The 24,932-nt window shown below is 64.1% G+C and carries 24 protein-coding genes; 8 read left to right on the top strand and 16 right to left on the bottom strand.

Annotation, left to right across the window (positions count from 1 at the left end):
* Positions 1–52: 52 nt before the first annotated feature.
* Positions 53–1,378 (bottom strand): sn-glycerol-3-phosphate ABC transporter substrate-binding protein UgpB, encoded by a 1,326-nt coding sequence (gene ugpB / locus PQR02_RS23605; protein ID WP_408236626.1) that lies wholly within the window; start codon positions 1,376–1,378, stop codon positions 53–55.
* A 434-nt stretch (positions 1,379–1,812) separates the two neighbouring features.
* Positions 1,813–2,907 (bottom strand): redox-regulated ATPase YchF, encoded by a 1,095-nt coding sequence (ychF, locus tag PQR02_RS23600; RefSeq protein WP_408236623.1) that lies wholly within the window; start codon positions 2,905–2,907, stop codon positions 1,813–1,815.
* A gap of 393 nt (positions 2,908–3,300) precedes the next feature.
* Here ychF and PQR02_RS23595 point away from each other — a divergent pair, with 393 nt between their 5' ends.
* From PQR02_RS23595 to PQR02_RS23575, 5 genes are all read left to right on the top strand, one after another.
* Complete coding sequence (locus PQR02_RS23595) at positions 3,301–3,699, top strand: hypothetical protein (RefSeq protein WP_408236620.1); 399 nt, start codon at positions 3,301–3,303, stop codon at positions 3,697–3,699.
* Positions 3,700–3,706: 7 nt separating this feature from the next.
* Complete coding sequence (locus tag PQR02_RS23590) at positions 3,707–4,879, top strand: UbiH/UbiF family hydroxylase (protein WP_408236617.1); 1,173 nt, start codon at positions 3,707–3,709, stop codon at positions 4,877–4,879.
* A gap of 119 nt (positions 4,880–4,998) precedes the next feature.
* Positions 4,999–5,724, top strand: coding sequence for a DsbC family protein (locus PQR02_RS23585; RefSeq protein ID WP_408236614.1), 726 nt, complete (start codon positions 4,999–5,001; stop codon positions 5,722–5,724).
* A 95-nt stretch (positions 5,725–5,819) separates the two neighbouring features.
* Positions 5,820–7,610: a M61 family metallopeptidase gene (locus PQR02_RS23580; protein WP_408236611.1), complete on the top strand. Its 1,791-nt coding sequence runs from the start codon at positions 5,820–5,822 to the stop codon at positions 7,608–7,610.
* Between the two features lie 154 nt (positions 7,611–7,764).
* Positions 7,765–8,361 (top strand): FMN-dependent NADH-azoreductase, encoded by a 597-nt coding sequence (locus PQR02_RS23575; protein ID WP_408236608.1) that lies wholly within the window; start codon positions 7,765–7,767, stop codon positions 8,359–8,361.
* A gap of 99 nt (positions 8,362–8,460) precedes the next feature.
* On the opposite strand, the gene PQR02_RS23570 is transcribed toward PQR02_RS23575, so the two are convergent.
* The 8 genes from PQR02_RS23570 to rpe all read right to left on the bottom strand — a co-directional run bounded on the left by PQR02_RS23570 (position 8,461) and on the right by rpe (position 15,776).
* Complete coding sequence (locus tag PQR02_RS23570) at positions 8,461–9,291, bottom strand: uracil-DNA glycosylase (protein WP_408236605.1); 831 nt, start codon at positions 9,289–9,291, stop codon at positions 8,461–8,463.
* Positions 9,292–9,358: 67 nt separating this feature from the next.
* On the bottom strand, positions 9,359–9,985 hold the full coding sequence (locus tag PQR02_RS23565; protein WP_408236602.1) for a CYTH domain-containing protein: 627 nt from the start codon (positions 9,983–9,985) through the stop codon (positions 9,359–9,361).
* Positions 9,986–10,017: 32 nt separating this feature from the next.
* On the bottom strand, positions 10,018–10,803 hold the full coding sequence (gene trpC / locus PQR02_RS23560) for an indole-3-glycerol phosphate synthase TrpC (RefSeq protein ID WP_408236599.1): 786 nt from the start codon (positions 10,801–10,803) through the stop codon (positions 10,018–10,020).
* Positions 10,804–10,821: 18 nt separating this feature from the next.
* On the bottom strand, positions 10,822–11,853 hold the full coding sequence (gene trpD, locus PQR02_RS23555; RefSeq protein ID WP_408236596.1) for an anthranilate phosphoribosyltransferase: 1,032 nt from the start codon (positions 11,851–11,853) through the stop codon (positions 10,822–10,824).
* Between the two features lie 16 nt (positions 11,854–11,869).
* Positions 11,870–12,484, bottom strand: a complete 615-nt coding sequence (locus PQR02_RS23550) for an aminodeoxychorismate/anthranilate synthase component II (protein ID WP_408236593.1) — start codon at positions 12,482–12,484, stop codon at positions 11,870–11,872.
* A 13-nt stretch (positions 12,485–12,497) separates the two neighbouring features.
* On the bottom strand, positions 12,498–13,991 hold the full coding sequence (trpE, locus tag PQR02_RS23545; protein WP_408236590.1) for an anthranilate synthase component I: 1,494 nt from the start codon (positions 13,989–13,991) through the stop codon (positions 12,498–12,500).
* 371 nt (positions 13,992–14,362) lie between these two features.
* Positions 14,363–15,079, bottom strand: coding sequence for a phosphoglycolate phosphatase (locus PQR02_RS23540; RefSeq protein WP_408236587.1), 717 nt, complete (start codon positions 15,077–15,079; stop codon positions 14,363–14,365).
* Between the two features lie 13 nt (positions 15,080–15,092).
* Entirely contained in the window at positions 15,093–15,776 is a 684-nt protein-coding gene (rpe, locus tag PQR02_RS23535; protein ID WP_408236781.1) for a ribulose-phosphate 3-epimerase, read from the bottom strand.
* A 271-nt stretch (positions 15,777–16,047) separates the two neighbouring features.
* Here rpe and apaG point away from each other — a divergent pair, with 271 nt between their 5' ends.
* Positions 16,048–16,422 carry a Co2+/Mg2+ efflux facilitator ApaG/CorD gene (apaG, locus tag PQR02_RS23530; RefSeq protein WP_408236584.1) on the top strand — a complete coding sequence of 125 codons (375 nt, stop codon included), beginning with the start codon at positions 16,048–16,050 and terminating at the stop codon, positions 16,420–16,422.
* Between the two features lie 102 nt (positions 16,423–16,524).
* Here apaG and PQR02_RS23525 read toward each other — a convergent pair whose 3' ends face one another.
* On the bottom strand, positions 16,525–16,686 hold the full coding sequence (locus PQR02_RS23525) for a hypothetical protein (RefSeq protein WP_408236581.1): 162 nt from the start codon (positions 16,684–16,686) through the stop codon (positions 16,525–16,527).
* Between the two features lie 28 nt (positions 16,687–16,714).
* Between PQR02_RS23525 and mltA the strand changes: the two genes are divergently transcribed.
* Entirely contained in the window at positions 16,715–17,839 is a 1,125-nt protein-coding gene (gene mltA, locus PQR02_RS23520; protein WP_408236578.1) for a murein transglycosylase A, read from the top strand.
* 192 nt (positions 17,840–18,031) lie between these two features.
* On the opposite strand, the gene paaK is transcribed toward mltA, so the two are convergent.
* The 5 genes from paaK to paaN all read right to left on the bottom strand — a co-directional run bounded on the left by paaK (position 18,032) and on the right by paaN (position 23,864).
* The gene (gene paaK, locus PQR02_RS23515) at positions 18,032–19,336 is read right to left on the bottom strand and encodes a phenylacetate--CoA ligase PaaK (protein WP_408236575.1); all 1,305 of its coding nucleotides are present in this window, start codon (positions 19,334–19,336) and stop codon (positions 18,032–18,034) included.
* Positions 19,337–19,517: 181 nt separating this feature from the next.
* Positions 19,518–19,979 (bottom strand): hydroxyphenylacetyl-CoA thioesterase PaaI, encoded by a 462-nt coding sequence (gene paaI / locus PQR02_RS23510; RefSeq protein ID WP_408236572.1) that lies wholly within the window; start codon positions 19,977–19,979, stop codon positions 19,518–19,520.
* A gap of 1 nt (position 19,980) precedes the next feature.
* Complete coding sequence (gene paaG / locus PQR02_RS23505; RefSeq protein ID WP_408236569.1) at positions 19,981–20,772, bottom strand: 2-(1,2-epoxy-1,2-dihydrophenyl)acetyl-CoA isomerase PaaG; 792 nt, start codon at positions 20,770–20,772, stop codon at positions 19,981–19,983.
* A 48-nt stretch (positions 20,773–20,820) separates the two neighbouring features.
* Positions 20,821–22,026, bottom strand: a complete 1,206-nt coding sequence (pcaF, locus tag PQR02_RS23500; protein WP_408236566.1) for a 3-oxoadipyl-CoA thiolase — start codon at positions 22,024–22,026, stop codon at positions 20,821–20,823.
* A gap of 137 nt (positions 22,027–22,163) precedes the next feature.
* Entirely contained in the window at positions 22,164–23,864 is a 1,701-nt protein-coding gene (gene paaN / locus PQR02_RS23495) for a phenylacetic acid degradation protein PaaN (RefSeq protein ID WP_408236563.1), read from the bottom strand.
* 141 nt (positions 23,865–24,005) lie between these two features.
* Between paaN and PQR02_RS23490 the strand changes: the two genes are divergently transcribed.
* Entirely contained in the window at positions 24,006–24,782 is a 777-nt protein-coding gene (locus PQR02_RS23490) for an enoyl-CoA hydratase (protein ID WP_408236560.1), read from the top strand.
* The last annotated feature ends 150 nt before the right edge of the window (positions 24,783–24,932 follow it).

The raw sequence follows: 24,932 nt of genomic DNA, 5'->3' as shown, positions 1-24,932 counted from the left end.
CTGCAACTAGGGGTTCCGGCGCGAGCGTGCCGGAACCGTACCGGCGAATGCCTTAGTTGCCGGCTTTTTCGAAGCGGCGCAGCAGCTCGTCGCCGCGCGATACCGACGCATCGAGCGCCTGTTGCGGCGTCTTCTTCTGTGCCCACACCTGTTCGAGTTCTTCGTCGATCACCGTGCGGATCTGCGGCATGTTGCCCAGACGTAAGCCCTTCGTGAACGGCAGCGGCGGCTTGTTGAGCATCTGGCGGATCGCGGTGTCGCTGCCGGGGTTCTTGTCGTAGAAGCCTTGCTGGCGGGTCAGGTCATACGCGGCGGTCGTGACCGGCAGGTAGCCCGTGTCCTGATGCCACTTCGCGGCCACCGGCGGCGAGCTCAGATACGCGAGGAATGTCGCCACGCCTTTGTAGACTGCCGGGTCCTTGCCCGACAACACCCACAAGCTCGCCCCGCCAATGATCGCGTTCTGCGGCGCGCCCTTCACGTTCGCGTCGTACGGCATCATGCCGGTGCCGAAGTTGAACTTCGCGTACTTCTTGATCGTGGCGAGCGAACCGGACGAGTTCGTGATGATCCCGCAGTCGCCGCTATAGAACTTCGACACCGGTTCGTCCTTGCGGCCGACATAGGTGAAGGTGCCGTCTTTCTGCATGTTCTGCAGGAACTGGATGTGCGCGATCTGCAATGGCTTGTTGAACTCGAGCTGCGCGTCGAGTCCGTCGAAACCATTGTTCTTCGACGCGAACGGCGCGGCATGCCACGCGCTGTAGTTCTCGAGCTGAATCCAGCTCTGCCAGCCCGACGAATAGCCGCATGCCATGCCCGACGCTTTCAGCTTCTGCGCGTCGGTCTGCAACTCGGCCCAGGTTTTCGGCGGCTGGTTCGGGTCGAGCCCGGCTTTCTTGAACGCGTCCTTGTTGTAGTAGAGCACCGGCGTCGAGCTGTTGAACGGCATCGAGATCAGCTGGCCGGTTTTTGCGTCGCTGTAATAGCTCGCGATGGTCGGCACGAACGCCTTCTGGTCGAGCGGCACGCCCGCTTGCTTGAACACTTCCGTCACCGGGACCACGGCCTTTTTCGCCTGCATCATCGTGGCGGTGCCGACTTCGTAGACTTGCAGAATGGCCGGTGCGTTGCCGCTGCGATACGCGGCGATGCCGGCCGCGAGCGTCTGGTCGTAGGTGCCCTTGAAGACCGGCACGATCTTGTAGTCGGTTTGCGACGCGTTGAAGTCGTTGGCGATGTCGTTCAGACGTTCGCCCAAGGCGGCTTCCATTGCGTGCCAGAACTGGATTTCAGTGGCGGCGTGGGCAGTCTGGCTGATGCCGATACCCAAGACGGCGGCAACGGATAGCGAACGAAACAGCGGCTTGCAATTCATCGATTTGTCTCCCCATGCAAAGTGGTCGATAGGAGTTGGCGCTTCAGCGCTTACTCCGATCCCAGATGGTACGGAACGGGCGCGAATGCGAATCGCGCGATTCTATTTGTGTTCAATGACAGTCCGGCGTCATGGGCCAGGCGGCGCGGGCCGCGTTTGACGGGCGTCGGAAGCCGCAATTTAACATCGGCTGTCATGAAACGGAAACAATCGGGGCGAGCAGCGTGGGGAGGCGAGGCGGACGACGGTGTACGCCGGTGATGGCGAGGCGTCGGCGAAGTTCGCGCAAGCGAGCGGCGCTCATGCAGGCATCCGCGAAAGAAGCGCGCAAAAAAGCCCGCAAAAAGCGGGCTTTCTGAATGCAGAGGCGCGCGATCGCGCTTGAGTTTGGCGTCGCCGCGCGCGCGGTGCTGAAGCGGGAGGCTGGCGCCCGCTCAGACGTTGAACAGGAAGTTCATCACGTCGCCGTCGTGCACGATGTATTCCTTGCCTTCAGCGCGCATCTTGCCGGCTTCCTTCGCGCCCTGCTCACCCTTATAGGTGATGTAGTCGTTGTACGAGATCGTCTGCGCGCGAATGAAGCCGCGCTCGAAGTCGGTGTGGATCGCACCCGCCGCTTGCGGCGCGGTGTCGCCGACATGGATCGTCCACGCGCGCACTTCCTTCACGCCGGCCGTGAAGTAGGTTTGCAGGCCGAGCAGCTTGAAACCCGCGCGAATCACGCGGTTCAGGCCCGGCTCTTCCATACCCATGTCGGCGAGGAACACTTGCATGTCGGCTTCGTCGAGGTCGGCGATTTCCGCTTCGATCGCGGCGCACACGGCCACCACCGGCGCATTTTCGCCCGCGGCGAATTTCGTCACCGCGTCCAGATGCGGGTTGTTGTGGAAACCGTCGTCCTTCACGTTGGCCACGTACATGGTCGGCTTGGCGGTGATCAGGCAGAACGGCTTGAGCGTCGCTTTTTCCTCGTCCGTCAGATCGAGCGCGCGGACCGGCTTGGCCTGGTCGAGCTGCGCGCGCACCTTTTCCAGCACGGCGGCGTTCTTGGCGGCTTCCTTGTCGTTGCCCGACTTGGCGGCCTTCGAATAGCGCGTCAGCGCCTTTTCGACGGTGGCGAGGTCGGCCAGCGCCAGTTCGGTGTTGATCACTTCGATATCCGACAGCGGATCGATCTTGTTCGCGACGTGAATCACGTTGTCGTCTTCGAAGCAGCGCACCACGTGCGTGATCGCGTCGGTTTCGCGAATGTTCGCGAGGAACTGGTTGCCGAGGCCTTCGCCCTTGCTCGCGCCCGCCACGAGACCGGCGATGTCGACGAATTCCACCACCGCCGGCAGGATGCGCTCCGGCTTGACGATGTCGGCGAGTGCCTTCAGACGCGCGTCCGGCACCTCGACTACGCCGACATTCGGCTCGATCGTGCAGAACGGATAGTTTTCGGCGGCGATGCCCGCCTTGGTCAGCGCATTGAACAGGGTGGACTTGCCGACGTTAGGCAGGCCGACGATGCCGCATTTGAGGCTCATGGGAATCCTTCAGTGAATCAGTAAGTTGCGTGATGCGCTCGACGCCGTGTGCGGATTCGGGAAGCCAGCGCGTCTGGCCTGGCGCGGCAATCGTAGCGGAGCGGGGACAAGTCACCGAATCGGGGCGTTGACTCAACGATTGAGTGCGAGTTTTCACGGAAAGCGCAATTGTAACCCGTTCGGATCGGCTTACCGGTGCGGGGGCGGGAAAGCGGGACTGGCCTGGGCAGCGTGTGCGACCGCAGCAACACCATGCGGCCGGCCGCTGGCCGCAATCCATTTCCTCAGCCGATTTCCTTGAGGCCGCTGTAAAATTGTCAGTTCAGGGCCGCTAGAGTTCTCTCCGGGGAAAAGGTATGCGCATAGTTGGATAGTTGGTAGCGGGGTTGGCCCGTGGGGCTGGCAGGCGCCGCCGTCGCGACATGGCTGGCGCCGGGCTTCGACGAAGCCCAGGCCAACACGGATCGGCAGACCGTCGAGTGCATGACGAACCGCCTGACGGCGGAAGACCAGGCGCAGATCGCGCAATTCGCCGATAAAAACGACTTCGATTCCTTGTGGCGCGTGTACGACCGAGTGTTCCCGGATTGCGCCGTGCGAGGCGACCAGCGCGAGCGCAAAGCCCGGCTCGAAGCGATCGCGTGGAATCCTGCAATCGGACCGCAAATTCATGCGCCTGCGCGAGGCGAATGCGGCGCTGGCGTCGGGTTCGCATTAACCTGCGCTGCGCTGTTTTTCCCGGCGCACATGCCGCACGCGCCGATCCGTCCCCCGCAACCCCCGCGGCTATAATGCGCGGATGAACGAACACCACCAGACCTTTGATGCCGCCGTGATCGGCGGCGGGCTCGTCGGCAAGACCGCGGCGCTCGCGCTCACGCAAGGCGGCCTGCGCGTGGCGCTGCTCGCGCAGCCGTGCGCGGCGTTGCCCGCAGGCGCCGGGTTCGACTCGCGGGTCTACGCGTTGTCGGCGAGTTCGCAGGCGTTGCTGGAGCGCTTGCGGGTCTGGCAGGCGCTCGATCTATCGCGGCTCGGGCCCGTCTACGACATGCGCGTCTACGGCGACGCGCACGCCGAGCTGCATTTCTCCGCGTTTCAGGCGTCGGTGCCGCAACTGGCGTGGATCGTCGAATCGTCGCTGATCGAGCGCGCGCTGGATGCGGCGCTGCGCTTCCAGCCGAATCTCACCTGGATCGACACGCGCGCTCAGGCGTTGGACTTCACCGCCGAGAGCGCGAGTGTGGGGCTCGCGAACGGCAACGTCGTCGAGACCGACCTGGTGGTCGGCGCGGACGGCGCGCATTCGTGGGTCCGGGCGCAGATCGGCTCGAAGATGAATCGGCGCGACTACCGGCAAACCGGCGTGGTCGCTAACTTCAAGGCGAGCAAGCCGCACGGCGAAACCGCCTACCAATGGTTCCGCGACGGCGAGATCGTCGCGCTGCTGCCCATGCCCGACGGTCATCTGTCGCTGGTCTGGTCGGCGCGCACCGAGCACGCCGGGCAACTGCTCGCGCTGGATCCGGCGCAACTCGCCGCCGAAGTGGAACGCGTGAGCGGCGGCCAGTTCGGCGCGCTCGAATGCGTGACGCCCGCGCAAGGTTTCCCGCTCGCGCTGCAAACGGTGGACCGGCTGGTGGCGCCGCGCGTCGCGCTGGTCGGCGATGCCGCACATCTGATTCACCCGCTGGCCGGGCAAGGCATGAACCTCGGTTTGCGCGACGTCGCGGCGCTCACCGACACGGTCGCCGGCAAGGAATCGTTCCGCGATCTCGGCGACATGGTGCTGCTGCGCCGCTACGAACGCGCTCGCCGCGAAGACATCCGCGCGCTGATGATCGCCACGGATGGCCTGCAAAAACTCTTCGCGGTCCCCGGTCCGTTCGCCAAGGCGCTGCGCAATAGCGGCATGGCGTTCGTCGGCGCGCAGCCGTTCATCAAGCGCTGGCTGGTGTCGACCGCGCTCGGATAACGCGGGGCGCGGCCGGCGCGGCCTGCAACACAGGTATCATTGACGGATTGACACCGTTCCAGCCGGACCCGACACGTGATACACCGCGCACGATGCGCGATCGAACCCAGGAATTCAGCATGAAAAAGACCTTCCGCATGGTGGCTGGCGCGATCGCGATCGCCGCCGTCACGATCGGCTGCTCGGCGCAGGCCGACCAGACCACCGACAAGCTCAAAGCCACGCTGCAATCGCGGCTGGCCGACGTGCAGATCAAGGGCATCACGAAGTCGCCGATCGCCGGGCTGTACGAAGTGAACCTCGGCACCCAGATCGTCTATAGCGACGCGAACGGCGATTACCTGTTGCTCGGCGACATGGTCGACGCGAAGACCCGCAAGAATCTGACCGAAGCGCGCTTGTCGGACACCAACCGTATCGATTTCGCGAGCCTGCCGTTTGCGAACGCGGTGAAGGTCGTGCGGGGCAACGGCGCGCGCAAGATCGCCGTGTTCTCCGATCCGAACTGCCCGTACTGCAAGCAGCTCGAGACGTCGTTGAAGTCGCTCGACAACGTGACGGTCTACACGTTCCTGTATCCGGTTCTGTCGCCGGATTCGACGGCCAAGTCGAAGTCGATCTGGTGTTCGGCGGATCGCGCGAAAGCCTGGGAATCGTGGATGCAGGACCATCAGGCGCCCACCGCCGCCGCCACCTGCGACACCGCCGCGATCGACAAGAACCTGGCGCTCGGTCACGCGATGAACGTCGAGGGCACGCCTACCGTGTTCCTCGCCGACGGCCGCCGCCTGCCGGGCGCCGTGCCGGCAGACCGGCTGGACAAGGAAATGTCCGGCGTGCATTGAGCACGCGGCACACATAAAGACGAGGAGGCGCGCAGGGCGCCTCCTTTCGCATCAAGCCCCGCAGATTCCCGCCTCACACCTCCTACTCGCCGCCGATGAAGCCGATCCGCTACACCATCGTTCCCAAGCAACCCGCCGCCCACCTGTTCGAAGTCACCGTGACCGTCGCCGATCCCGATCCGGCCGGCCAGCGTTTCATGCTGCCGGTGTGGATTCCGGGCAGCTACATGGTGCGCGAGTTCGCGCGCAACATCGTCACGCTGCGCGCCGTGAACGACGCGGGCCGCAAGGTGCGTGTGGAGAAAACCGACAAGCACACGTGGCAGGCCGCGCCGGTCAAGGGCGCCCTGACGCTGCGCTACGAGGTGTACGCGTGGGACCTGTCGGTGCGCGCCGCGCATCTCGACGATACGACCGGCTTCTTCAACGGCACGAGCGTGTTCCTGTCGCCGCTCGGGCATGAGCAAGCGCAGTGCGTGGTGGAGATTCAGAAGCCGGCAGGTACGGCCTATCGCAACTGGCGCGTTGCGACCGCGCTGCCGGAAGCACGTGGCACGAAGCGCTACGGCTTTGGCGATTACCGCGCGCAGAACTACGACGAACTGATCGATCATCCGGTCACGCTGGGCGAATTCGAGCTGGCGACGTTCGACGCGCATGGCGTGCCGCACGACATCGTGATCGCGGGGCGCGTGATCGGGCTGGACATGGCGCGCCTGTCCGCCGACCTGAAGCGCATCTGCGAAGCGCAGATCGCGTTGTTCGAACCGAAGACGAAGAAAGCGCCCGTCGATCGCTACGTGTTCATGACGCAGGCCGTCACCGACGGTTACGGCGGGCTGGAGCACCGCGCGTCGACGGCGCTGATCTGCAATCGCGGTGATCTGCCGGCGCAAGGCCGCGACGCGATGAGCGAAGGCTACCGGACTTACCTCGGCCTGTGCAGCCACGAATATTTCCACACGTGGAACGTGAAGCGCATCAAACCGGCCGTGTTCGCGCCGTACGACCTGAGCGTCGAAAACTACACGTCGCTGCTGTGGCTGTTCGAGGGCTTTACGTCTTATTACGACGACCTGATCCTGGTGCGCAGCGGCCTGATTTCCCAGGACGACTATTTCGGCATGCTCGGCAAGGTGATCGGCGGCGTACAGCGCGGCAGCGGCCGGCTGAAGCAATCCGTCGCCGAAAGCTCATTCGACGCGTGGGTCAAATACTACCGGCAGGACGAGAACGCGCCGAACGCGATCGTCAGCTATTACACCAAGGGCTCGCTCGTCGCGCTCGCGTTCGATCTGACGATCCGCGAGCAGACCGGCAACCGCAAATCGCTCGACGACGTGATGCGTCTGCTGTGGCAGCGCTTCGGCCGCGACTTCTACCGCGGCAAACCGGTTGGTGTCGACGAGGGCCAGATCGAGGCGATTTTCGCGGAAGCCACCGGCGCCCAGCTCGACGAACTGTTCGCCGAGGCCGTGCACGGCACGGGCGATCTGCCGCTCGATGCGCTACTCGCGCCGTTCGGTGTTTCGCTGGCGCCGGAACTCGACAAGGACGGCAAGCCGTCGCTCGGCGTGCGTCTGCGCGGCGGCGCGGATTGCGCGTTGGCAGCGGTCCATGACGGCAGCGCGGCGCAGAAAGCGGGACTCTCGGCGGGCGATGTGCTGATCGCGCTCGACGGCCTGCGCGTGACCGGCTCGAATCTTGACGGCCTGCTCGCGCGCTATCAGCCGGGCGCGAAAGTCGAAATTCACGCGTTCCGCCGCGATGAGCTGCGCACCACGCAAGTCAAGCTGGACGGGCCTGAGGCGGCGCGCTACAAGCTCGCTGTCAGCGACAAGCGGCCTGCCCCGCGTAAGGCGCGTGAACGCTGGCTGGCAAGCTGATCGTAATCGCCACTGCTATCAATTAACGCGCGAGGAGGGCGGATTGTTCTACCAATGCAACAATCCGTCGCCGCTGGATGGCTTTTTCCCGAGCCGGTAAAAAAACACAATGACTCCACTCGCGCAACACTGCGCGCCCCTACTGGAGTCCACCATGACCACGATCCTGCAAATCAACTCGGCAGCCCGTTCGCAAGGCGCGAACTCGACGCTGCTCGTCAACGAGCTGACCGAAAAACTGCAACAGTCGAATCCGGGCGCGCAAGTCGTCGTCCGCAATCTGCAAGCCGAACCGCTGCCGCACCTGGACGACGCCGTCCTCGGCGCGTTCTTCACGCCGGCCGACCAGCGCACCGCCGAGCAAGCCGCGATCGCCGCGCGCAGCGAAGCGCTGATCGCCGAACTGCAAGCCGCCGACATCGTCGTGATCGGCGCACCGATGTACAACTTCGGCATCTCGTCGCAGCTCAAGACGTACTTCGACTTCATCGCCCGCGCCGGCATCACGTTCCAGTACACGGCGAACGGCCCCGAAGGTCTCGTGAAGGGCAAGAAGGTCCACATCGTGTCGGCACGCGGCGGCAAGTACCTCGGTACGCCGAACGACAGCCAGACGCCGTATCTGAAGAGCTTCCTAAGCTTTCTCGGCATGACCGACGTGAGCTTCATCTACGCCGAAGGCCTGAACATGGGCCCGGAAGCAGCGGACGCAGCGCTGGCTGCCGCGCGCGAGGCGATCGCCGCTGCGTAAGGAGTTGCCGCTTCAACGCGGCAGATAGCGGTGCAATGAGAAACGCCACGGACGTGTGAGTCCGTGGCGTTTTTTCTTGTTGAGGAGCGGCCTGCGTGGCTAGGCAAGCATTTGCGCTTCGTCGGGCAAGCGCCAGTCGATCGGTTCGCGGCCGTGTTTCACGAGATATTCGTTGGCCTTGGCAAAGTGCCCGCAGCCGAGAAAGCCGCGATGCGCCGAGAGCGGCGACGGATGCGGCGCCTCCAGCACGTAGTGCGACTTGCCGCCGAGCAGCGCACGCTTGGCTTGCGCATGCGCGCCCCACAGCATGAACACGAGGCCGTCGTGACGCATCGCCAGTTCATGGATCAGTGTGTCCGTGCACTTTTCCCAGCCGCGTTTCGCGTGACTCGCGGCGCTGTCGCGCTCGACGGTCAGCACCGTGTTCAGCAGCAGCACGCCTTGCTTGGCCCAAGTGTCGAGGCAGCCGTGGCGCGGCGGTTCGTGGCCGAGACTCGCGGCGATTTCCTTGAAGATGTTGCGCAGCGAAGGCGGCGTGCGCACGTTCGGCGCGACCGAAAATGCAAGCCCGTGCGCTTGCGGCGTGCCGCGGTCCTCGCCGTGATACGGGTCTTGGCCGAGGATCACCACTTTGACGTCGTCGGGGCTCGTCAGGCGCAGCGCGCGGAACACGTCGGCGGGATAAACGGTTTTGCCGGCCGCACGCTCGCCGTCGACAAAGCGGCAAAGCGGCGCGTACGTGTCGCTTTCGATGAACGGCTTGAGATGCGCGCGCCATGCCTGGGGCAGTGCGGCGAATTGGGCTTCGAGCATCGGCGGAGCGTCGGCGCTCGGCGGCGGGGTGGTCAGGTCACTGTCCAGTTGAGATGCGGCGTCGCCGAACAGGGATGCCTGCGACGGGTGGGGGCGGTTTCGGGAAGCAGAGGTCATGGCGGGGGAGTGTCGCAGCAAACGCGCTCTGGCTCAAGGTACGGCGACGTGCGCTTCGCGAAGCCACTCAGCCCGCCCGCAGGCGATAGCCGCGCTGCGCCTTGCTAATGTTGTCGGGCGCAAGGGCGGTTATTTGTTTGCCGAGTTGCGCGGCGAGCGCGTGCAGCGCGGCTTCGTCGCCGGACTTCAGTTCGAGTTCGATTTCGCAGATCGGCGCGCGGCGGGTCTTGCCGTCGACTTCGGCAAGCACCTCGCCCTGATCGATCGCAGCTTCGATCTCCGCGCCATCCGCGTTGACATGCCACAGCGTGCGGGTGAAATTCGTGCGGAACAGTTCGGTCAATGCGGGCGCCGCCTCGCGTAACGAGTCGGCTGCGGCCGGCTCGTCGCAGGCGCGCAGCAAGGCGTCGATTTCCAGCTTCGCGCTCGCCACCGGCATTTCCCATTCATGCCGGCTGTGCAAACCATTGTTCGCATGGCCCACCGTCTTGAAGGTTTGCAGCCATCCGTCCGGCGTCTGACGCAGACGCAGCGCGCTCTTCGACGTCGCCAACGTGAGCTGCGGCGTATCGAAGTAGATGTTCACCAGCTTGACCCGGCGCCCTTCTTCACCGGTACGCGCGACGAACCATTGCGTCGCGGCTTGCACCTGCTCAGCCGGCAGGGCCAGCTTGATTTCGCGTTCCATGCCCATGATCTGCTTCGCTCGCTATGCGGCCGCCGTGCCTAGAAAAACATCCGCGCCAGTTCGACGCCCGGCTCATCCGCGCGCATGAACGCCTCGCCGACGAGGAACGTGTGCACGTCCATCGCGCGCAGGCGTTCGACATCGGCGCGCGCCAGAATGCCCGACTCCGTGACGACGATGCGGTCGTCGGGAATCGAGTCGAGCATGCCGATGGTGGTGACGATCGACGTTTCGAAAGTACGCAGATTGCGATTGTTGATGCCGATCAGCGGCGTCTTCAGCGTCAGCGCTTCCTGCAGTTCGTCGCTGTCGTGTACTTCGACCAGCACCGCGAGCCCCAGCGAATGCGCGAGCGCTTCGAGGTCCTGCATCTGCGCGGTGTCGAGCGCGGCGGCGATCAGCAGGATCGCGTCGGCGCCCATCGCGCGGGCTTCGACGATCTGGTACGGATCGATGATGAAGTCCTTGCGCAGCACCGGCAGCTTGCACGCGGCGCGCGCCTGCTGCAGATACGCGACGCTGCCCTGGAAGAACTGCACGTCGGTCAGCACCGATAGACAGGCCGCGCCGTGCTTCTCATACGAACGTGCGATCCCTGCCGGGTCGAAGTGCTCGCGCAGCACGCCCTTGGACGGGCTCGCCTTCTTCACTTCGGAAATCACCGCGGCCAGACCCGCTGCGTGCTTGGCGCGCAACGCGCCGACGAAATCGCGAATATCGCGCGACGATGCTTCGAGGCGCAGTTCTTCGAGCGGCGCGCTCTGTTCGGCCGCGCGGACTTCTTCGCGTTTGACCGCGATGATGCGGTCGAGGATGTCGCTCATAAGTGTCTCGCTACGTGATTACTGCTTGAATTGCTGGGTGAAGCGGATCAGGTCGTCGACCTTCGCGCGGGCCTTGCCGCTCGCGATCGCTTCGCGCGCCAGTTGAATGCCGTCCGCGATCGACGACGCCACGTTCGCCGAATACAGCGCCGTGCCCGCGTTCAGCGTGACGATTTCGCGCGCGACGCCAGGCTTGTTGTCCAGCGCCTCGAGCAGCATCGCTTTGGATTCGCTCGCGTCGGCCACTTTCAGCGTGCGGTTCGAGACCATCTGCATGCCGAAGTCTTCCGGATGAATCTCGTACTCGCGGACCTCGCCGTCGCGCAACTCGCCGACTTGCGTGGCCGCGCCGAGCGACACTTCGTCCATGCCGTCCATGCCGTACACCACCAGCACGTGCTTCGCGCCGAGGCGCTGCATCACGCGCACCTGAATGCCGACGAGGTCCGCGTGGAACACGCCCATCAACTGGTTCGGTGCGCCGGCCGGGTTGGTCAGCGGGCCGAGAATGTTGAAGATGGTACGCACGCCGAGCTCGCGGCGCACGGCGGCGATGTTCTTCATCGCCGGGTGATGGTTCGGCGCGAACATGAAGCCCATGCCGGTTTCCGCAATCGACGCCGCCACCTGGTCCGGTTGCAGATCGATATTCACGCCGAGCGCTTCGAGCACGTCCGCGCTGCCCGATTTACTCGACACGCCGCGATTGCCGTGCTTCGCGACCTTCGCGCCGGCGGCCGCCGACACGAACATGGTGGCGGTGGAAATGTTGAAGGTATGCGCGCCGTCGCCGCCGGTGCCGACGATATCGACGAAGTTCGAGTTGTCTTGCACGTCGACGTGCCGGGCAAATTCACGCATCACCGTGGCGGCGGCTGTGATCTCGCCGATGGTCTCTTTTTTGACGCGCAAGCCGGTGATGATCGCAGCCGACATCACGGGCGAGAGTTCGCCGCGCATGATGAGCCGCATCAGATGCAGCATTTCGTCGTGGAAAATCTCGCGGTGCTCGATAGTCCGTTGCAGCGCTTCCTGGGGTGTAATCGACATGGCTTCGTCTCTCTTATCAGGCGTTGCGTGGGGACGTGCTGTGGGTCGCACCGCTGCGGGCGAGCTTCGACTGCTTCACGAAGTTTTCCAGCAGCGCGTGCCCGTGTTCGGACAGGATCGATTCCGGATGGAACTGCACGCCTTCGACCGCGAGTTCCTTGTGGCGCACCCCCATGATCTCGCCGTCCTCGGTCCATGCCGACACTTCGAGGCAATCGGGCAGCGATTCGCGTTCGATCGCGAGCGAATGATAGCGGGTCACGACGAAATGCTTCGGCAGGTCGGCGAACACGCCTTTGCAGTCCGTTTCGATCGTGCTCACCTTGCCGTGCATGATGGTTTGCGCGCGCACCACGCGGCCGCCGAACGCTTCGCCGATCGCCTGGTGGCCGAGGCAGACGCCGAGAATCGGCATCTTGCCGGCGAATTCGCGCAGCACGTCGAGCGTGATGCCGGCGTGTTGCGGATTGCTGGGGCCGGGCGACAGGCAGATGCGCTCGGGGTTGAGCCTGGCGATCTCGGCCAGCGTGATTTCGTCGTTCCGATAGGTGCGCACGTCTTCGCCGAGTTCGCCGAAGTACTGCACCAGGTTGTAGGTGAACGAGTCGTAGTTGTCGATCATGAGCAGCATGGTGTGTCTCCGGTCAGAAGTCGCTATCGAGGCCGTCTTGAACCTGTTCGGCGGCGCGCAGCACGGCGCGCGCTTTGTTCTCGGTCTCTTGCCATTCGGATTCCGGCACCGAATCCGCGACCACACCCGCGGCCGCCTGCACATACAGATTGCCGTTCGCGATCACGCCGGTGCGGATCGTGATGGCCAGATCCATTTCACCGGTGAACGACAGGTAGCCGACCGCCCCGCCGTACAGGCCGCGCTTCACGGGTTCCAGTTCGTCGATGAGTTCCATCGCGCGGACCTTCGGCGCGCCCGACAGCGTGCCGGCCGGGAACGTCGCGCGCAGCACGTCGAAATTGGTGGTGCCGGGCTTCAGCTTGCCTTCGACCGAACTCACGATGTGCTGCACGTGCGAGTACTTTTCGATCACCATCTTGTCGGTCACGACGACCGAGCCGATCTGCGCGATGCGGCCCACGTCGTTGCGCGCGAGGTCGATCAGCATCACGTGTTCGGCGATTTCCTTCGGGTCGTTCAGCAGTTCGGTCGCGAGTTCCGCGTCGCGTTCCGGGGTGTTGCCGCGCGGACGCGTGCCGGCGAGCGGGCGGATCGTCACGATGCGATCCTCGCCGCGCTTTTCCTGGCGCACCAGGATTTCCGGCGACGCGCCCACCACATGAAATTCGCCGAAGTTGTAGTAGTACATGTACGGCGACGGATTCAGCGAGCGCAGCGCGCGATACAGCGACAGCGGATTGTCGCGGTACGGCTTGATCAGACGCTGGCCGACCTGCACCTGCATCAGTTCGCCGGCGGCGATGTATTCCTTCGCCTTGCGCACGGCGGCCAGATAGTCGTCTTTCGCGAATTCGCGATAGGTCTCGGTGCGCATGCTGGCGGACGTGACCGGCGGCTGCACGGTCGTGCGCAAACGCTGACGCAGTTCACGCAGACGCTGCTTGGCCTTCGTGTACGCCTCGGCTTGTGTCGGATCGGCGTACACCACCAGATAGAGCTTGCCCGCAAGGTTGTCGATCACCGCGACTTCTTCGGTCAGCAGCAACTGGATGTCGGGCAGATTCAGATCGTCTTTCGGCGCGGTGTGCGCGAGCTTTTTCTCGATATAGCGCACCGCGTCATAGCCGAAGTAACCGGCGAGGCCGCCCGCGAAACGCGGCAGCCCGGGGCGCTGCGCCACTTTGAAGCGGCTCTGGAATTGCTGGATGAATTCGAGCGGATCGCCCTCGTGCGTTTCGACGACCTGGCCGTCGCGCACCACTTCCGACACGCCGTTGCGCGTGCGCAGCAGCGTGCGCGCGGGCAGTCCGATGAACGAATAGCGGCCGAAGCGTTCGCCGCCCACCACCGATTCCAGCAGGAACGAGTTGGCGCCGTTGCGCTCGGTCTGCGCGAGTTTGAGGTACAGCGAGAGCGGCGTTTCGAGGTCGGCCAGCGCTTCGGCGATCAGCGGAATGCGGTTGAAGCCCTCATTGGCGAGGGACTGGAATTCGAGTTCGGTCATGTTCCGATCCTGTACGGTGGTCCGGCGGCAGCGTGCGTCGGACAAAGCGGGGCGGGGCGCGACCGGTCAGCACGCGCGTCGACATGTCGACAATGATGATACGGACCGGCGCGAGTTTCCCATCGGCGCGAGCAGCGGATTTCGGGGCATAGGTGTACTTTGCGGGTACACGCGGGCCGAATCAACCGATGCAGCGAAACAAGACGATGGAAAAAACGCGTGAGCGCAGCGAAGTAAAAAACGGTTGCCGAAGACGAGCTTCAGCGTACCTCAGGCGAGGTTAGCGCGACCAGCGACGCCAGGGCCAGGCTCCCCGGTCGATGCTAATCAGACTCCGTTTTTTATTCAGAAACATGAGGATGAAGGACTTTTCAAGTCGTGGATTGGTGCGCTGCGATTGCCTTGGCGGCGTCGAGCAGCGAGGCAACTATACCATCGGATTTTATCGTTTGTATAGCTTGGCCGTGGTTGTAGCCGTAGGGCACGGTCAGCGTCGCCATGCCGGCCGCGCGACCCGCCAGCGCATCGTTTTCCGAATCGCCGATCGCGACCGTTGCTTGCGGTTCGACGCCCAGTTGGGCCGCGGCGGTGAGCATCGGCAGCGGGTCCGGCTTCTTTTTCGCGAGGCTGTCGCCGCCGAGCACGACGCTGAAATACTGCGCGAGCCCGTACTGCTGCAGCAGTTCGAGCGCGAACCGATGCGGCTTGTTGGTCACGCACGCAAGCTTGAGGCCGGCCTCGCGCATCGCGCGCAGACCGGCTTCCACTTCGGCATAAAGCCGCGTGTGCAGACCGTTGATCTTCGCGTATTCAGCCTGATAGATGGCGAGCGCTTCGTCGAAACGGTCCTGCGCATGGTCCGCTTCGAAGCGCGGCGCGAGCACGCTGCGGATCAGATGCTCGGAGCCCTTGCCGACATAGCCGACCACTTCCTCGCGCGACGTTTCCTCCGCATCGAGTTGCGCGAGCATGCCGTTCAGGCCGGCGGTGAAGTCGTCGGCGGTGTCGATCATCGTGCCGTCGAGGTCGATGATCGCGGCTTGCAGGCGCGGGCCGGTGAAGGTCGGGGCGGGGAACGGAGCGGTCATGGAGCGTGTCGGTTTAGTGCTGAACGTTGGCGAGTGCCGCGCGCATCTTGTCGATCACGACCTTGTGGTCTGGCTGGCCGAAGATCGCCGAACCGGCCACGAACGTGTCCGCGCCGGCCGCCGCGATTTCCGCGATGTTGTCGACCTTTACGCCGCCGTCCACTTCCAGATGAATCTCGCGGCCGGTCCGCTCCTTGTACGCGTCGATCCGCTTGCGGGCCTCGCGCAGCTTGTTCAGCGCCTCGGGAATGAACGACTGGCCGCCGAAGCCCGGATTGACCGACATGATCAGCACGAGATCGAGCTTGTCCATCACATGATCGAGGTAGTTCAGCGACGTGGCCGGATTGAACACCAGGCCGGCCTTGCAGCCGTGGTCGCGAATCAGCGACAGCGTGCGGTCGATGTGGTCCGAGCCTTCGGGATGGAAGCTGATCAGATTCGCGCCGGCCTCGGCGAAGTCCGGCACGATGCGGTCGACCGGACGCACCATCAGATGCACGTCGATCGGCACGTCCACGTGCGGGCGGATCGCTTCGCACACGAGCGGGCCGATGGTCAGGTTCGGCACGTAGTGGTTGTCCATTACGTCGAAGTGAATCCAGTCGGCGCCGGCCGCGACGACGTTGCGGACTTCTTCGCCGAGACGGGCGAAGTCGGCGGACAAAATGCTGGGGGCGATGCGGAATTGCGTCATGGCGGGGAGCGGATGCAAGCGGGAAAGCGCCATTTTACCGTTTTGCGCGGGTCTGGGCCCGAGCGCGGGCGTTCAGCACGGGCTCGGTCGAGCCGCGCAGGTGACCCAGCGTCCTAATGAACCCTGGCCAAAGGTTTTAGCGGGTTGCGGGCACGCCGCGCATCAAGCAGAATGCCAATCCATGCGCGCCGCTTCGCCAATACGCCGCAAACCATTGGCGTTCGGGGCTTCGCGCGATTTTTCCCACCCGTTTCGTCAGACCGGAATCAGGATGAGCCAGTACGAATTCAGCGTCTCGGCGCAGGTGCAATACCTGCCCGAAGAGTCGGACCCGGAGCTCCGCCAGTATGCGTTCGCATACACGCTGACTATCCGTAACACCGGCCAGGTGCCCGCGCAACTGATTGCGCGCCACTGGGTGATTACCGACAGCGAGAACCACGTGCAGGAAGTGAAAGGCCTCGGCGTGGTCGGCCATCAGCCGCTGCTCAAACCGGGCGAGCATTTCGAATATACGAGTTGGGCGGTCATCGCCACGCCGGTCGGCACCATGCGCGGCGATTATTTTTGCGTCGCGGAAGACGGCGAGCGTTTCGACGCGCCGGTCCCGGAGTTCATTCTGCGCATGCCGCGCACGTTGCATTGAACCGGGGCGTGGGCCAGCGGTCTTTAAACACAGTCAAACGCATCTTGAGCGCATGGGTGAAGGGTTCGACACGAGGCTCAATGCGCGGTTTGACGCAGCGCGTTACCGCGGTTTTTGCTGCCTGGGCTGTTCACTCGCGTTGGCGCGCTTCGCTTTCTTCTTGCCGGACGAAGTCCACACAACGATGAAGACGAGCAGAAAGAGCGCGACGAGCGACTCCAGCGCGAAGATGAGCATCGGGTATTCGTCGAACAGATCAGACATGGCGGTTTCCATCAAGAACGAACATTGTATGCGTTTTGTCCGCACGGCCGGGGCGTGGCTCGGGGCGCTTTCGGTTGCGGTGCTGCTGGCATCCTGCGGTGGCGGCGGCGCGGTCCGGCCCTCGGTTTCGCCGCCCACGGGCGCGGCGATCATACCCGGCCAGATCGCCGCGACGCGCCTCACGGCAGTCGCGTGGCGGCAGGTGCCGGGCTGGCAGGACGACTCGCTGATCGGCGCGACCGCCGCGTTGCGGCAGAACTGCGTGAGGCTCGCGCGTCAACCGAACTGGTCGCGCGCCTGCGCGGCGGCTGCACAAATCGACGATCTCGACGTCACCAGCGCGCGCGCCTTTTTCGAAGCCTATTTCACGCCTTTCCAGCTAGCCAATACCGACGGCACGCTCGACGGTCTCGTCACCGGTTACTACGAGCCTTTGCTGCGCGGCTCGCGGACACGGCACGGCGTGTACCAGACGGCGCTGTATCGTTGGCCCGGCGATTATCGCGCGGGCGCGCCGCTGCCGGCGCGTGCGCAACTCGAGCGCAGCGGCGTGCTCAACGGCAATGAACTGGTCTGGGTCGACGATCCGATCGAAGCGTTCTTCCTGCAGGTGCAGGGTTCGGGGCGCATCGTGATGGAGGATGGCAGCGTGATGCGCGTCGGCTTCGGTGGCACCAACAACCAGCCTTACAAGTCGATCGGACGCTGGCTGCTGGATCGCGGCGAACTCACGCCGGCGCAGGCGACCATGCAGGGCATCAAGGCATGGGCGCGCGCGAATCCGACCCGTGTCGACGCGCTGCTTGATACGAATCCGCGCTTTGTTTTCTTCCGTGAGATGCCGTCCGGTGAAAGCATGCCGAGCGGCGGCGCGGACGGTCCGATCGGAGCGCTCGGTGTGCCGTTGACACCGGAGCGGTCGATCGCCGTCGACCCGACTTCGATTCCGCTGGGGACGCCGGTGTTTTTGCAGACCACGCGTCCATTGACGAACTCGCCGATGAATCGCCTCGTGTTCGCGCAGGACACCGGTACGGCGATCAAGGGCGGGGTACGTGCTGACTACTTCTGGGGGCTGGGCGACGACGCTGGCGACTTGGCCGGCAAGATGAAGCAGGGTGGCCGGATGTGGTTGCTGCTGCCGAACTCGTGATCGTGGGGCTCTTTGAGCGGTGAAGCAGTGGCTTTCGGGATCGAATCCGCCGCTGCGTGATTTGCAAACCGAAGCTTGCACGAGCTGAGTTCTCAACAGAATCGCCTGCTTCCGGCGAGCTTCGCGGGGTAGCTGAAAAAGGCGTCACGTCCGGGTTGTCAATCCGGACGTGACGCTTTTTTTTCGCGCGAGTTAAAGCCCCGACTTGCGCTTGTCCACCACGCGCCGCGCCTTACCCACCGAACGCTCGATGCCGTTCACCGCCAACACATTGACCACCGCGCTTACGCCGATCAGCGCCTTGATGTCATAGGCCAGGGCCTGCCTGGCCGTGTTCAGCGCTGCCGTATCCGGCGCGGATTCCGGACAGGGCTCGACGTTCAGCGTCAATACGTCGAGCGGGCCTTCCCTGGTCAGCACGATCTGATAATGCGGCGCGAGAGCATGTTGTTTGAGCAGCAGTTCTTCGATCTGCGTCGGGAACACGTTCACACCGCGCACGATCATCATGTCGTCCGAGCGGCCGGTGATCTTCTCCATCCGACGCATCGTGCGGGCGCTGCCCGGCAGCAGGCGCGTGAGATCGCGTGTGCGGTACCGGACGATCGGCAGCGCTTCCTTGGTCAGCGACGTGAACACCAGCTCGCCGAATTCGCCGTCGGGCAACACCTTGCCGGTTTCGGGGTCGATGATCTCCGGATAGAAATGGTCTTCCCAGATGGTCGGACCATCCTTCGTTTCCACGCACTCCGACGCGACGCCGGGTCCCATCACCTCGGACAGTCCGTAGATGTCGACCGCATCGATGCCCATGCGTTTCTCGATCGCTTGCCGCATGTCGTTGGTCCAAGGCTCCGCGCCGAAGATGCCGATGCGCAGTGAGCAACTGGCGGGATCGATGCCCTGGCGTTCGAGTTCGTCGGCAATCGAGAGCATGTAGCTCGGCGTCACCATGATGATGTTCGGCCGGAAGTCCTGAATCAGCTGCACCTGTTTTTCGGTCTGGCCGCCGCCGAACGGGATCACGGTGAGGCCCGCGCGCTCGGCGCCGTAATGCGCGCCGAGGCCGCCGGTGAACAGGCCGTAGCCGTAGCTCACATGGACCTTGTCACCGCGCCTGGCGCCGGCGGCGCGGATCGAGCGGGCGACGAGATTCGCCCAGGTGTCGATATCGCGCGCCGTGTAGCCCACGACGGTGGGCTTACCCGTCGTACCGGACGACGCGTGAATCCGCGAAATCTGTTCCTGCGGCACGGCGAACATCCCGAACGGGTAGCTGTCGCGCAGATCCTTCTTGGTAGTGAAGGGAAAGCGCGCGAGGTCCGCCAGCGTCTTGACTTCACTGGGGTGGACGCCGGCTTCGTCGAATTTGCGCCGATATACCGGCGAATTTTCATAGGCATGGTTCAGCGACCATTTGAGCCGTTCAAGTTGAAGCGCGGCAAGTTCGTCGCGGCTGGCGGTCTCGATCGGGTCGAGCGGAAGGGCGGTCGTCATTGAATGTCTCCTTGCTGCCTCAATGCTTGAGTCTGATGTACGGTGCGCTCGTGCGCAAAAACAGGAACTGGCTGCTATACGGGGCGTGGCGTCGGTGAGCCGCCATCGGTTCGCGGCTCTGCCGCGGCGCTGCGGCGGATTTCATAGCTGCTTTGCGATCGGCTCGCCGCGCGTTTGCCGGTCAATTGCCCGTGGGAATCAGGCTGCCTTTGATTTGCGCCGATTTGCCGCGAAACATGGCGACAGTTTCGTCAGCGCGATTCGTGACGCGAATATCGTAGATGCCGGTGCGGCCGCTCAGTGTTTGCTCGACCGCTTCCGCCGTGAGCACGTCGCCGCCTCGTACCGGCTTCAGGAACTCGATCGAACAACCGGCCGCGACCGTGTTGATGTTGTACGTGTTGCAGGCGAACGCGAACGCCGAATCGGCGAGTGTGAAGATCAGGCCACCGTGGCAAATCTGATGGCCGTTCAGAAAGTCGTCGCGCACTGCCATGCGCAGGCGCGCATAGCCCGCACGCACGGCCAGGATTTCGAGCCCCAGCGCCCGGCTGCAGGTATCGTTCTCGTACATCGCGGCAGCGGTCGCGCGAGCGAGTTCGTCGGGTGTCATCTGGTTGGGGTGGTTGGTTTGAGTGGACATATCAACGGCCCTCGAAGCGTGGCGCGCGTTTTTCCACAAACGCTTGCACGCCTTCGGTGTAGTCGTGCGAAGCGCCGAGTTCGCGTTGCAGATCGCGTTCGAGATCGAGCTGCTGCTCGAGTGTTTGCGATGCGCCCGCGCGCATGGCCCGCTTGATCGCGGCGATGGCGCGCGTGGGTTGCTGCGCGAGTCGGGACGCGAGCTGGGCGGCGGCGAGGGAGAGTTCCGCGTCGTCGAGCACCTGCCAGATCATGCCCCAGCTTTCGGCTTTTTCCGCGCTGAGCTTGTCGCCGGTAATCGCGAGTCCCAACGCGCGCGCCATGCCGACGCGCTGCGGCAGGAACCACGTGCCGCCCGAGTCCGGCACGAGGCCGATCTTCACGAACGCCTGAATGAAACTTGCTGAGCGGGCCGCGAGCACGAGGTCGCAAGCCAGCGCGAGATTGGCGCCGGCGCCGGCGGCCGTGCCGTTGACCGCGGCGATCACCGGCAACCGCAGCGCTTGCAGACGGCGAATCAGCGGGTTGAAGTGCTGGTCGATCAGATCGCCAAGGTCCGTCGATGCGCCGGGCGTGAAGTCGAGATCGGCGAGATCCTGGCCGGCGCAGAAGCCGCGGCCCGCACCGGTTAGCACGAGAGCGCGGGCGCCGGAGGCTTCGACTTCATCGAGCGCGGCGCTCAGTTCCTGATGCATTGCGCGCGTGAAGCTGTTGAGCTTGTCCGGCCGGTTCAGCGTGATGGTTGCTACGTGGCTCGATGCGTCGATGTCCAGGCGAATCGCTTCATATGACATTGGGCGTCTCCTCAAAGTCTCTTTAGCCGATGGGCACTACTGCGGTTGCTATGAAAGCCGCTCGATGACCAGCGCGATGCCTTGCCCGACACCGATACACATCGTGCACAACGCAAAGCGGCCGTTGATCCGTTCCAGCTGGTACAGCGCGGTGGTGATCAAACGCGCGCCGGATGCGCCCAGCGGGTGGCCGAGCGCAATGGCGCCGCCGTTCGGATTGACGCGCGGATCGTCATCGCGCAGACCGAGTGTGCGCAACACCGCCAGCCCTTGCGACGCAAATGCTTCGTTCAGTTCGATCACGTCGAATTGTTCGAGCGTCATGCCGAGTTGCTTGAGCAGCTTCTGCGTCGCCGGCGCCGGTCCGATGCCCATGATGCGCGGCTCGACACCCGCGGTCGCCATGCCCACCACGCGTGCGCGGCGGCGCAGGCCGTACTGTTCGGCCGCCTGCTGATTCGCGAGCAACAGGGCGCAAGCGCCGTCGTTCACACCGGACGCGTTGCCGGCCGTCACGCTGCCGTCCGGACGAACCACGCCCTTGAGCTTGCCCAGACTTTCGAGCGACGTCTCCCGCGGATGCTCGTCGAGCATGATGCGCACGGGGTCACCTTTCTTCTGCGCGACGTCGACGCCAACGATTTCCTGCGCCAATGTGCCGTCACGTTGCGCGCGGGCTGCTTTTTGCTGACTCGCGAGCGCGAACGCGTCCTGATCCGCACGGCTCACACCGAACTGAACGGCGACGTTTTCCGCGGTCTCCGGCATCGAGTCGACGCCGTATTGACGCTTCATCAGCGGATTGATGAAGCGCCAGCCGATGGTGGTGTCGTGAATGTCGGCTTGACGCGAGAACGCACTGCTTGCCTTGCCCATCACGAACGGCGCGCGCGTCATGCTTTCGACGCCGCCCGCAATCATGAGGCGCGCTTCGCCAGCCTTGATCGCGCGCGCGGCGGTGCCGACCGCGTCCATGCCCGAGCCGCACAGGCGATTGATGGTTGCGCCCGGCGCATCCGTGGGCAGTCCCGCCAAGAGCGCCGACATGCGCGCGACGTTGCGATTGTCTTCACCGGCCTGGTTGGCGCAGCCGTAGATCACGTCGTCGAGGGCGCGCCAGTCGACGCCGGGATTGCGCTCGATCAGCGCCCTGATCGGTACGGCGCCGAGGTCGTCGGCGCGCACGTCTTTGAGGGCGCCGCCGTAGCGGCCGATGGGGGTGCGAATCGCATCGCAGATGAAGGCGTCGTTCATGGGAATTCCCGCTCGGGCGGAGCGGCGCGCAGTGCCGATCCGATGTCTCATGTTAGTTGGGGCGCACGACCCGGTCCATTCGGCCAAACGGCATAGGAACGAGGCCGTGCTTTTCTTATGCCGCTGTCCTAGGCCATTCAGCCAGCTACCGACGGCGCCGCTTTCGGTTCAACATGAACGCGGCTTTGAACCACACGGAAGCGATTCGCGACGAAAGCCGCATCGGCCAGTGCGGCATTGGCCGCCGGGTTCGCGCCCGTGCCGTGGAAATCGGAGAAGGCGGCGGACTGGTTGACGAACACTGCGCCCGTCAGATTGATCGACAGGGCGACGCCGCCGCGGATCGATGCCTCGTGCGCGTCGTCGAGCACGGCTTGATCCGTGCTGTATACCGACAGCGTCAGCGCGCCGTGCTCGGCGGCGATCGCTCCGGCGAGCTCGAGCGACTGCGCGGTCGAGTCCGTCGCGATCACGAACGAGATCGGGCCGAACCATTCTTTGGTGAACTGCGCGTAGTCGGCCGTTGCGTCCAGTTGCACCACGAGCGGCGTGCGCACGCGCGCACCGGCGAAAGATGGATGTTCGAGCGTCTGGCTCTGGACAAGAACGCGGCCGAGCCTGGCGGCTTCGTCGATGCGCTGGACGACGCCTTCGTTCTGAATCGCGCCGAGCAGTTCGACCGCGCGTGCCGGGTCGGCGACGAGCTTTTGCACGGCGCCGGCGATGGCCTGCGCGACTTCGTCGAAACCGAGCGTGCCGTCGGCGGTGCGGATGCCGTCGCGCGGCACGTAGATGTTCTGCGGCGCAGTGCACATCTGGCCCGAGTACAGCGCCAGTGAAAAGGCGATATTGCGGGCGGCGGCTTTGATGTCGTCGACCGAGTCGATCACGATCTGGTTCACCCCGGCTTTTTCGGTGTAGACCTGAGCCTGGTGTGCATTACGTTCGAGCCACGTGCCGTTTTGCGTGCTGCCGGTGAAGTCGATGAGTTTGATCTCCGGGTGCAGAGCCAGATCCTGTACGAGTGCGCCGTCGTTCGGTTCGGTGGCCAGCAACGTGACGACGTTCGGATCGAAACCCGCTTCACGCAAAACGTCGCGCGCGATTCGCACAGTCAGCGCGAGCGGCAGGATCGCGCCCGGATGCGGCTTGACGATGACCGTGTTGCCCGTGGCCAGGTCGGCAAAGAGGCCGGGGTAGCCATTCCACGTCGGGAACGTGCAGCAGCCGAGCACAAGGCCGGTGCCGCGCGGTACGACGGTGTAGCGTTTGTGCATCGCGAGCGGCGGATTCTTGCCTTGCGGCTTTTCCCAGTGAGCGTCGGCGGGGATGCGGCGCAACTGGTCCCAGGCGTACACGACCGCTTCGAGCGCGCGGTCTTGCGCGTGCGGGCCGCCGGCCTGGAAAGCCATCATGAACGCCTGGCCGGTCGTGTGCATCACGCTGTAGCCGATTTCGAAGCTGGCGCGATTCAGCCGCGCGAGAATTTCCAGACTCACGCCGATCCACGCCTGCGGGCCTGCCGCGCGCCAGCGGCTCTGTGCGGTGGCGGCCGCCACGATCAATGCATCGGGGTCGCTTTTCGGATAGCGCACGCCCAGCGGGAAACCGAACGGCGAGACTTCAGCGCCGACCGTTTCGCCTGTCGAAGGTTGGTCCAGTTCGAATGTCGCGTTGAGTAGAGCTTTGAAGGCGGCTTCGCCGTCCGCATTGGCTGTTTCCCCGTACACTTTCGGACTGGGCATCTCGACGAACGGACTCCAGTAGCCGCGCGTTTGGACCGCGGTGAGTGCCTTTTGCAGCGTGTCTTCGTGTTTCGTGAATAGCGGATGTGTCATGGCAGAGGGGCTTGGCTGTGCGTTGGGAGGAAGCCTGTCTAATAATTGACCGACCGGTTGGTTGGTGAATGGTAGCATTATTAAGAGAGCCACGCGAAGCGTTTTCGCGTGTGATTAACCACTAGGAGATTAGGAGGCGGCATGGCTTACGAGAACATTCTGGTTGAGACGCGGGGACGGGTCGGTCTGATTACATTGAATCGTCCGAAGGCGTTGAACGCATTGAACGACGCCTTGATGGACGAACTGGGGAGCGCGCTGCGCGAGTTCGACGCCGACGAGGCGATCGGCGCGATCGTGGTGACGGGTAGCGAGAAGGCGTTCGCCGCGGGCGCCGACATCGGCATGATGTCGGCCTATACCTATATGGATGTCTACAAGGGCGACTACATCACTCGCAACTGGGAGACGGTTCGCTCCATCCGCAAGCCGATCATTGCTGCGGTGGCGGGTTTTGCGCTTGGGGGTGGCTGCGAGCTGGCCATGATGTGCGACATCATTTTCGCTGCCGACACCGCAAAGTTCGGTCAGCCGGAAATCAAGCTCGGCGTCATGCCGGGCGCGGGCGGCACACAGCGGCTGCCGCGTGCGGTCTCGAAGGCGAAGGCAATGGATCTGTGCCTGACCGCCCGTTTCATGGATGCGAATGAAGCCGAGCGTGCGGGATTGGTTTCGCGCGTCATCCCGGCTGCCTTGCTATTGGATGAGGCGGTCGCCGCGGCAGCGACGATTGCGGAGTTCCCGCTGCCAGCGGTGATGATGGTGAAGGAGTCGGTCAACCGCGCATATGAAACAACGCTCGCGGAAGGCGTACATTTTGAGCGCCGCCTGTTCCATTCGCTCTTCGCGACTGAAGATCAGAAAGAGGGCATGGCCGCGTTCGTGGAGAAGCGCAAACCGGTTTTCAAGCATCGTTAATACGCTTGTCAAAATAACGCTTGCAAGTCCCGTTGGGGCTCGCTAGAATTCCGCTCTTTCGTGCTCCGGACACCGGCGCACGGGGAGGCGGGAAAGCCAGTAGTGGCAAGGCTTCCAGCGCGCCGGGCAGGTCAGGCAGTCTCGAAAAAT

Source organism: Paraburkholderia sediminicola, from assembly GCF_046026895.1.
GTDB classification, from domain to species: Bacteria; Pseudomonadota; Gammaproteobacteria; order Burkholderiales; family Burkholderiaceae; genus Paraburkholderia; species Paraburkholderia sediminicola_C.
The sequence above is the reverse complement of the archived record's forward strand: the minus strand, read 5'-3'. Positions and strand labels throughout refer to the sequence as shown.

Coding starts and splice junctions, on each gene's coding strand:
- ugpB (WP_408236626.1), bottom strand. CDS start 1,378: ATGAATTGCAAGCCGCTGTTTCGTTCGCTATCCGTTGCCGCCGTCTTG.
- ychF (WP_408236623.1), bottom strand. CDS start 2,907: ATGAGCCTCAAATGCGGCATCGTCGGCCTGCCTAACGTCGGCAAGTCC.
- PQR02_RS23590 (WP_408236617.1), top strand. CDS start 3,707: ATGAACGAACACCACCAGACCTTTGATGCCGCCGTGATCGGCGGCGGG.
- PQR02_RS23585 (WP_408236614.1), top strand. CDS start 4,999: ATGAAAAAGACCTTCCGCATGGTGGCTGGCGCGATCGCGATCGCCGCC.
- PQR02_RS23580 (WP_408236611.1), top strand. CDS start 5,820: ATGAAGCCGATCCGCTACACCATCGTTCCCAAGCAACCCGCCGCCCAC.
- PQR02_RS23575 (WP_408236608.1), top strand. CDS start 7,765: ATGACCACGATCCTGCAAATCAACTCGGCAGCCCGTTCGCAAGGCGCG.
- PQR02_RS23570 (WP_408236605.1), bottom strand. CDS start 9,291: ATGACCTCTGCTTCCCGAAACCGCCCCCACCCGTCGCAGGCATCCCTG.
- PQR02_RS23565 (WP_408236602.1), bottom strand. CDS start 9,985: ATGGGCATGGAACGCGAAATCAAGCTGGCCCTGCCGGCTGAGCAGGTG.
- trpC (WP_408236599.1), bottom strand. CDS start 10,803: ATGAGCGACATCCTCGACCGCATCATCGCGGTCAAACGCGAAGAAGTC.
- trpD (WP_408236596.1), bottom strand. CDS start 11,853: ATGTCGATTACACCCCAGGAAGCGCTGCAACGGACTATCGAGCACCGC.
- PQR02_RS23550 (WP_408236593.1), bottom strand. CDS start 12,484: ATGCTGCTCATGATCGACAACTACGACTCGTTCACCTACAACCTGGTG.
- trpE (WP_408236590.1), bottom strand. CDS start 13,991: ATGACCGAACTCGAATTCCAGTCCCTCGCCAATGAGGGCTTCAACCGC.
- PQR02_RS23540 (WP_408236587.1), bottom strand. CDS start 15,079: ATGACCGCTCCGTTCCCCGCCCCGACCTTCACCGGCCCGCGCCTGCAA.
- rpe (WP_408236781.1), bottom strand. CDS start 15,776: ATGACGCAATTCCGCATCGCCCCCAGCATTTTGTCCGCCGACTTCGCC.
- apaG (WP_408236584.1), top strand. CDS start 16,048: ATGAGCCAGTACGAATTCAGCGTCTCGGCGCAGGTGCAATACCTGCCC.
- PQR02_RS23525 (WP_408236581.1), bottom strand. CDS start 16,686: ATGTCTGATCTGTTCGACGAATACCCGATGCTCATCTTCGCGCTGGAG.
- mltA (WP_408236578.1), top strand. CDS start 16,715: ATGCGTTTTGTCCGCACGGCCGGGGCGTGGCTCGGGGCGCTTTCGGTT.
- paaK (WP_408236575.1), bottom strand. CDS start 19,336: ATGACGACCGCCCTTCCGCTCGACCCGATCGAGACCGCCAGCCGCGAC.
- paaI (WP_408236572.1), bottom strand. CDS start 19,979: ATGTCCACTCAAACCAACCACCCCAACCAGATGACACCCGACGAACTC.
- paaG (WP_408236569.1), bottom strand. CDS start 20,772: ATGTCATATGAAGCGATTCGCCTGGACATCGACGCATCGAGCCACGTA.
- pcaF (WP_408236566.1), bottom strand. CDS start 22,026: ATGAACGACGCCTTCATCTGCGATGCGATTCGCACCCCCATCGGCCGC.
- paaN (WP_408236563.1), bottom strand. CDS start 23,864: ATGACACATCCGCTATTCACGAAACACGAAGACACGCTGCAAAAGGCA.
- PQR02_RS23490 (WP_408236560.1), top strand. CDS start 24,006: ATGGCTTACGAGAACATTCTGGTTGAGACGCGGGGACGGGTCGGTCTG.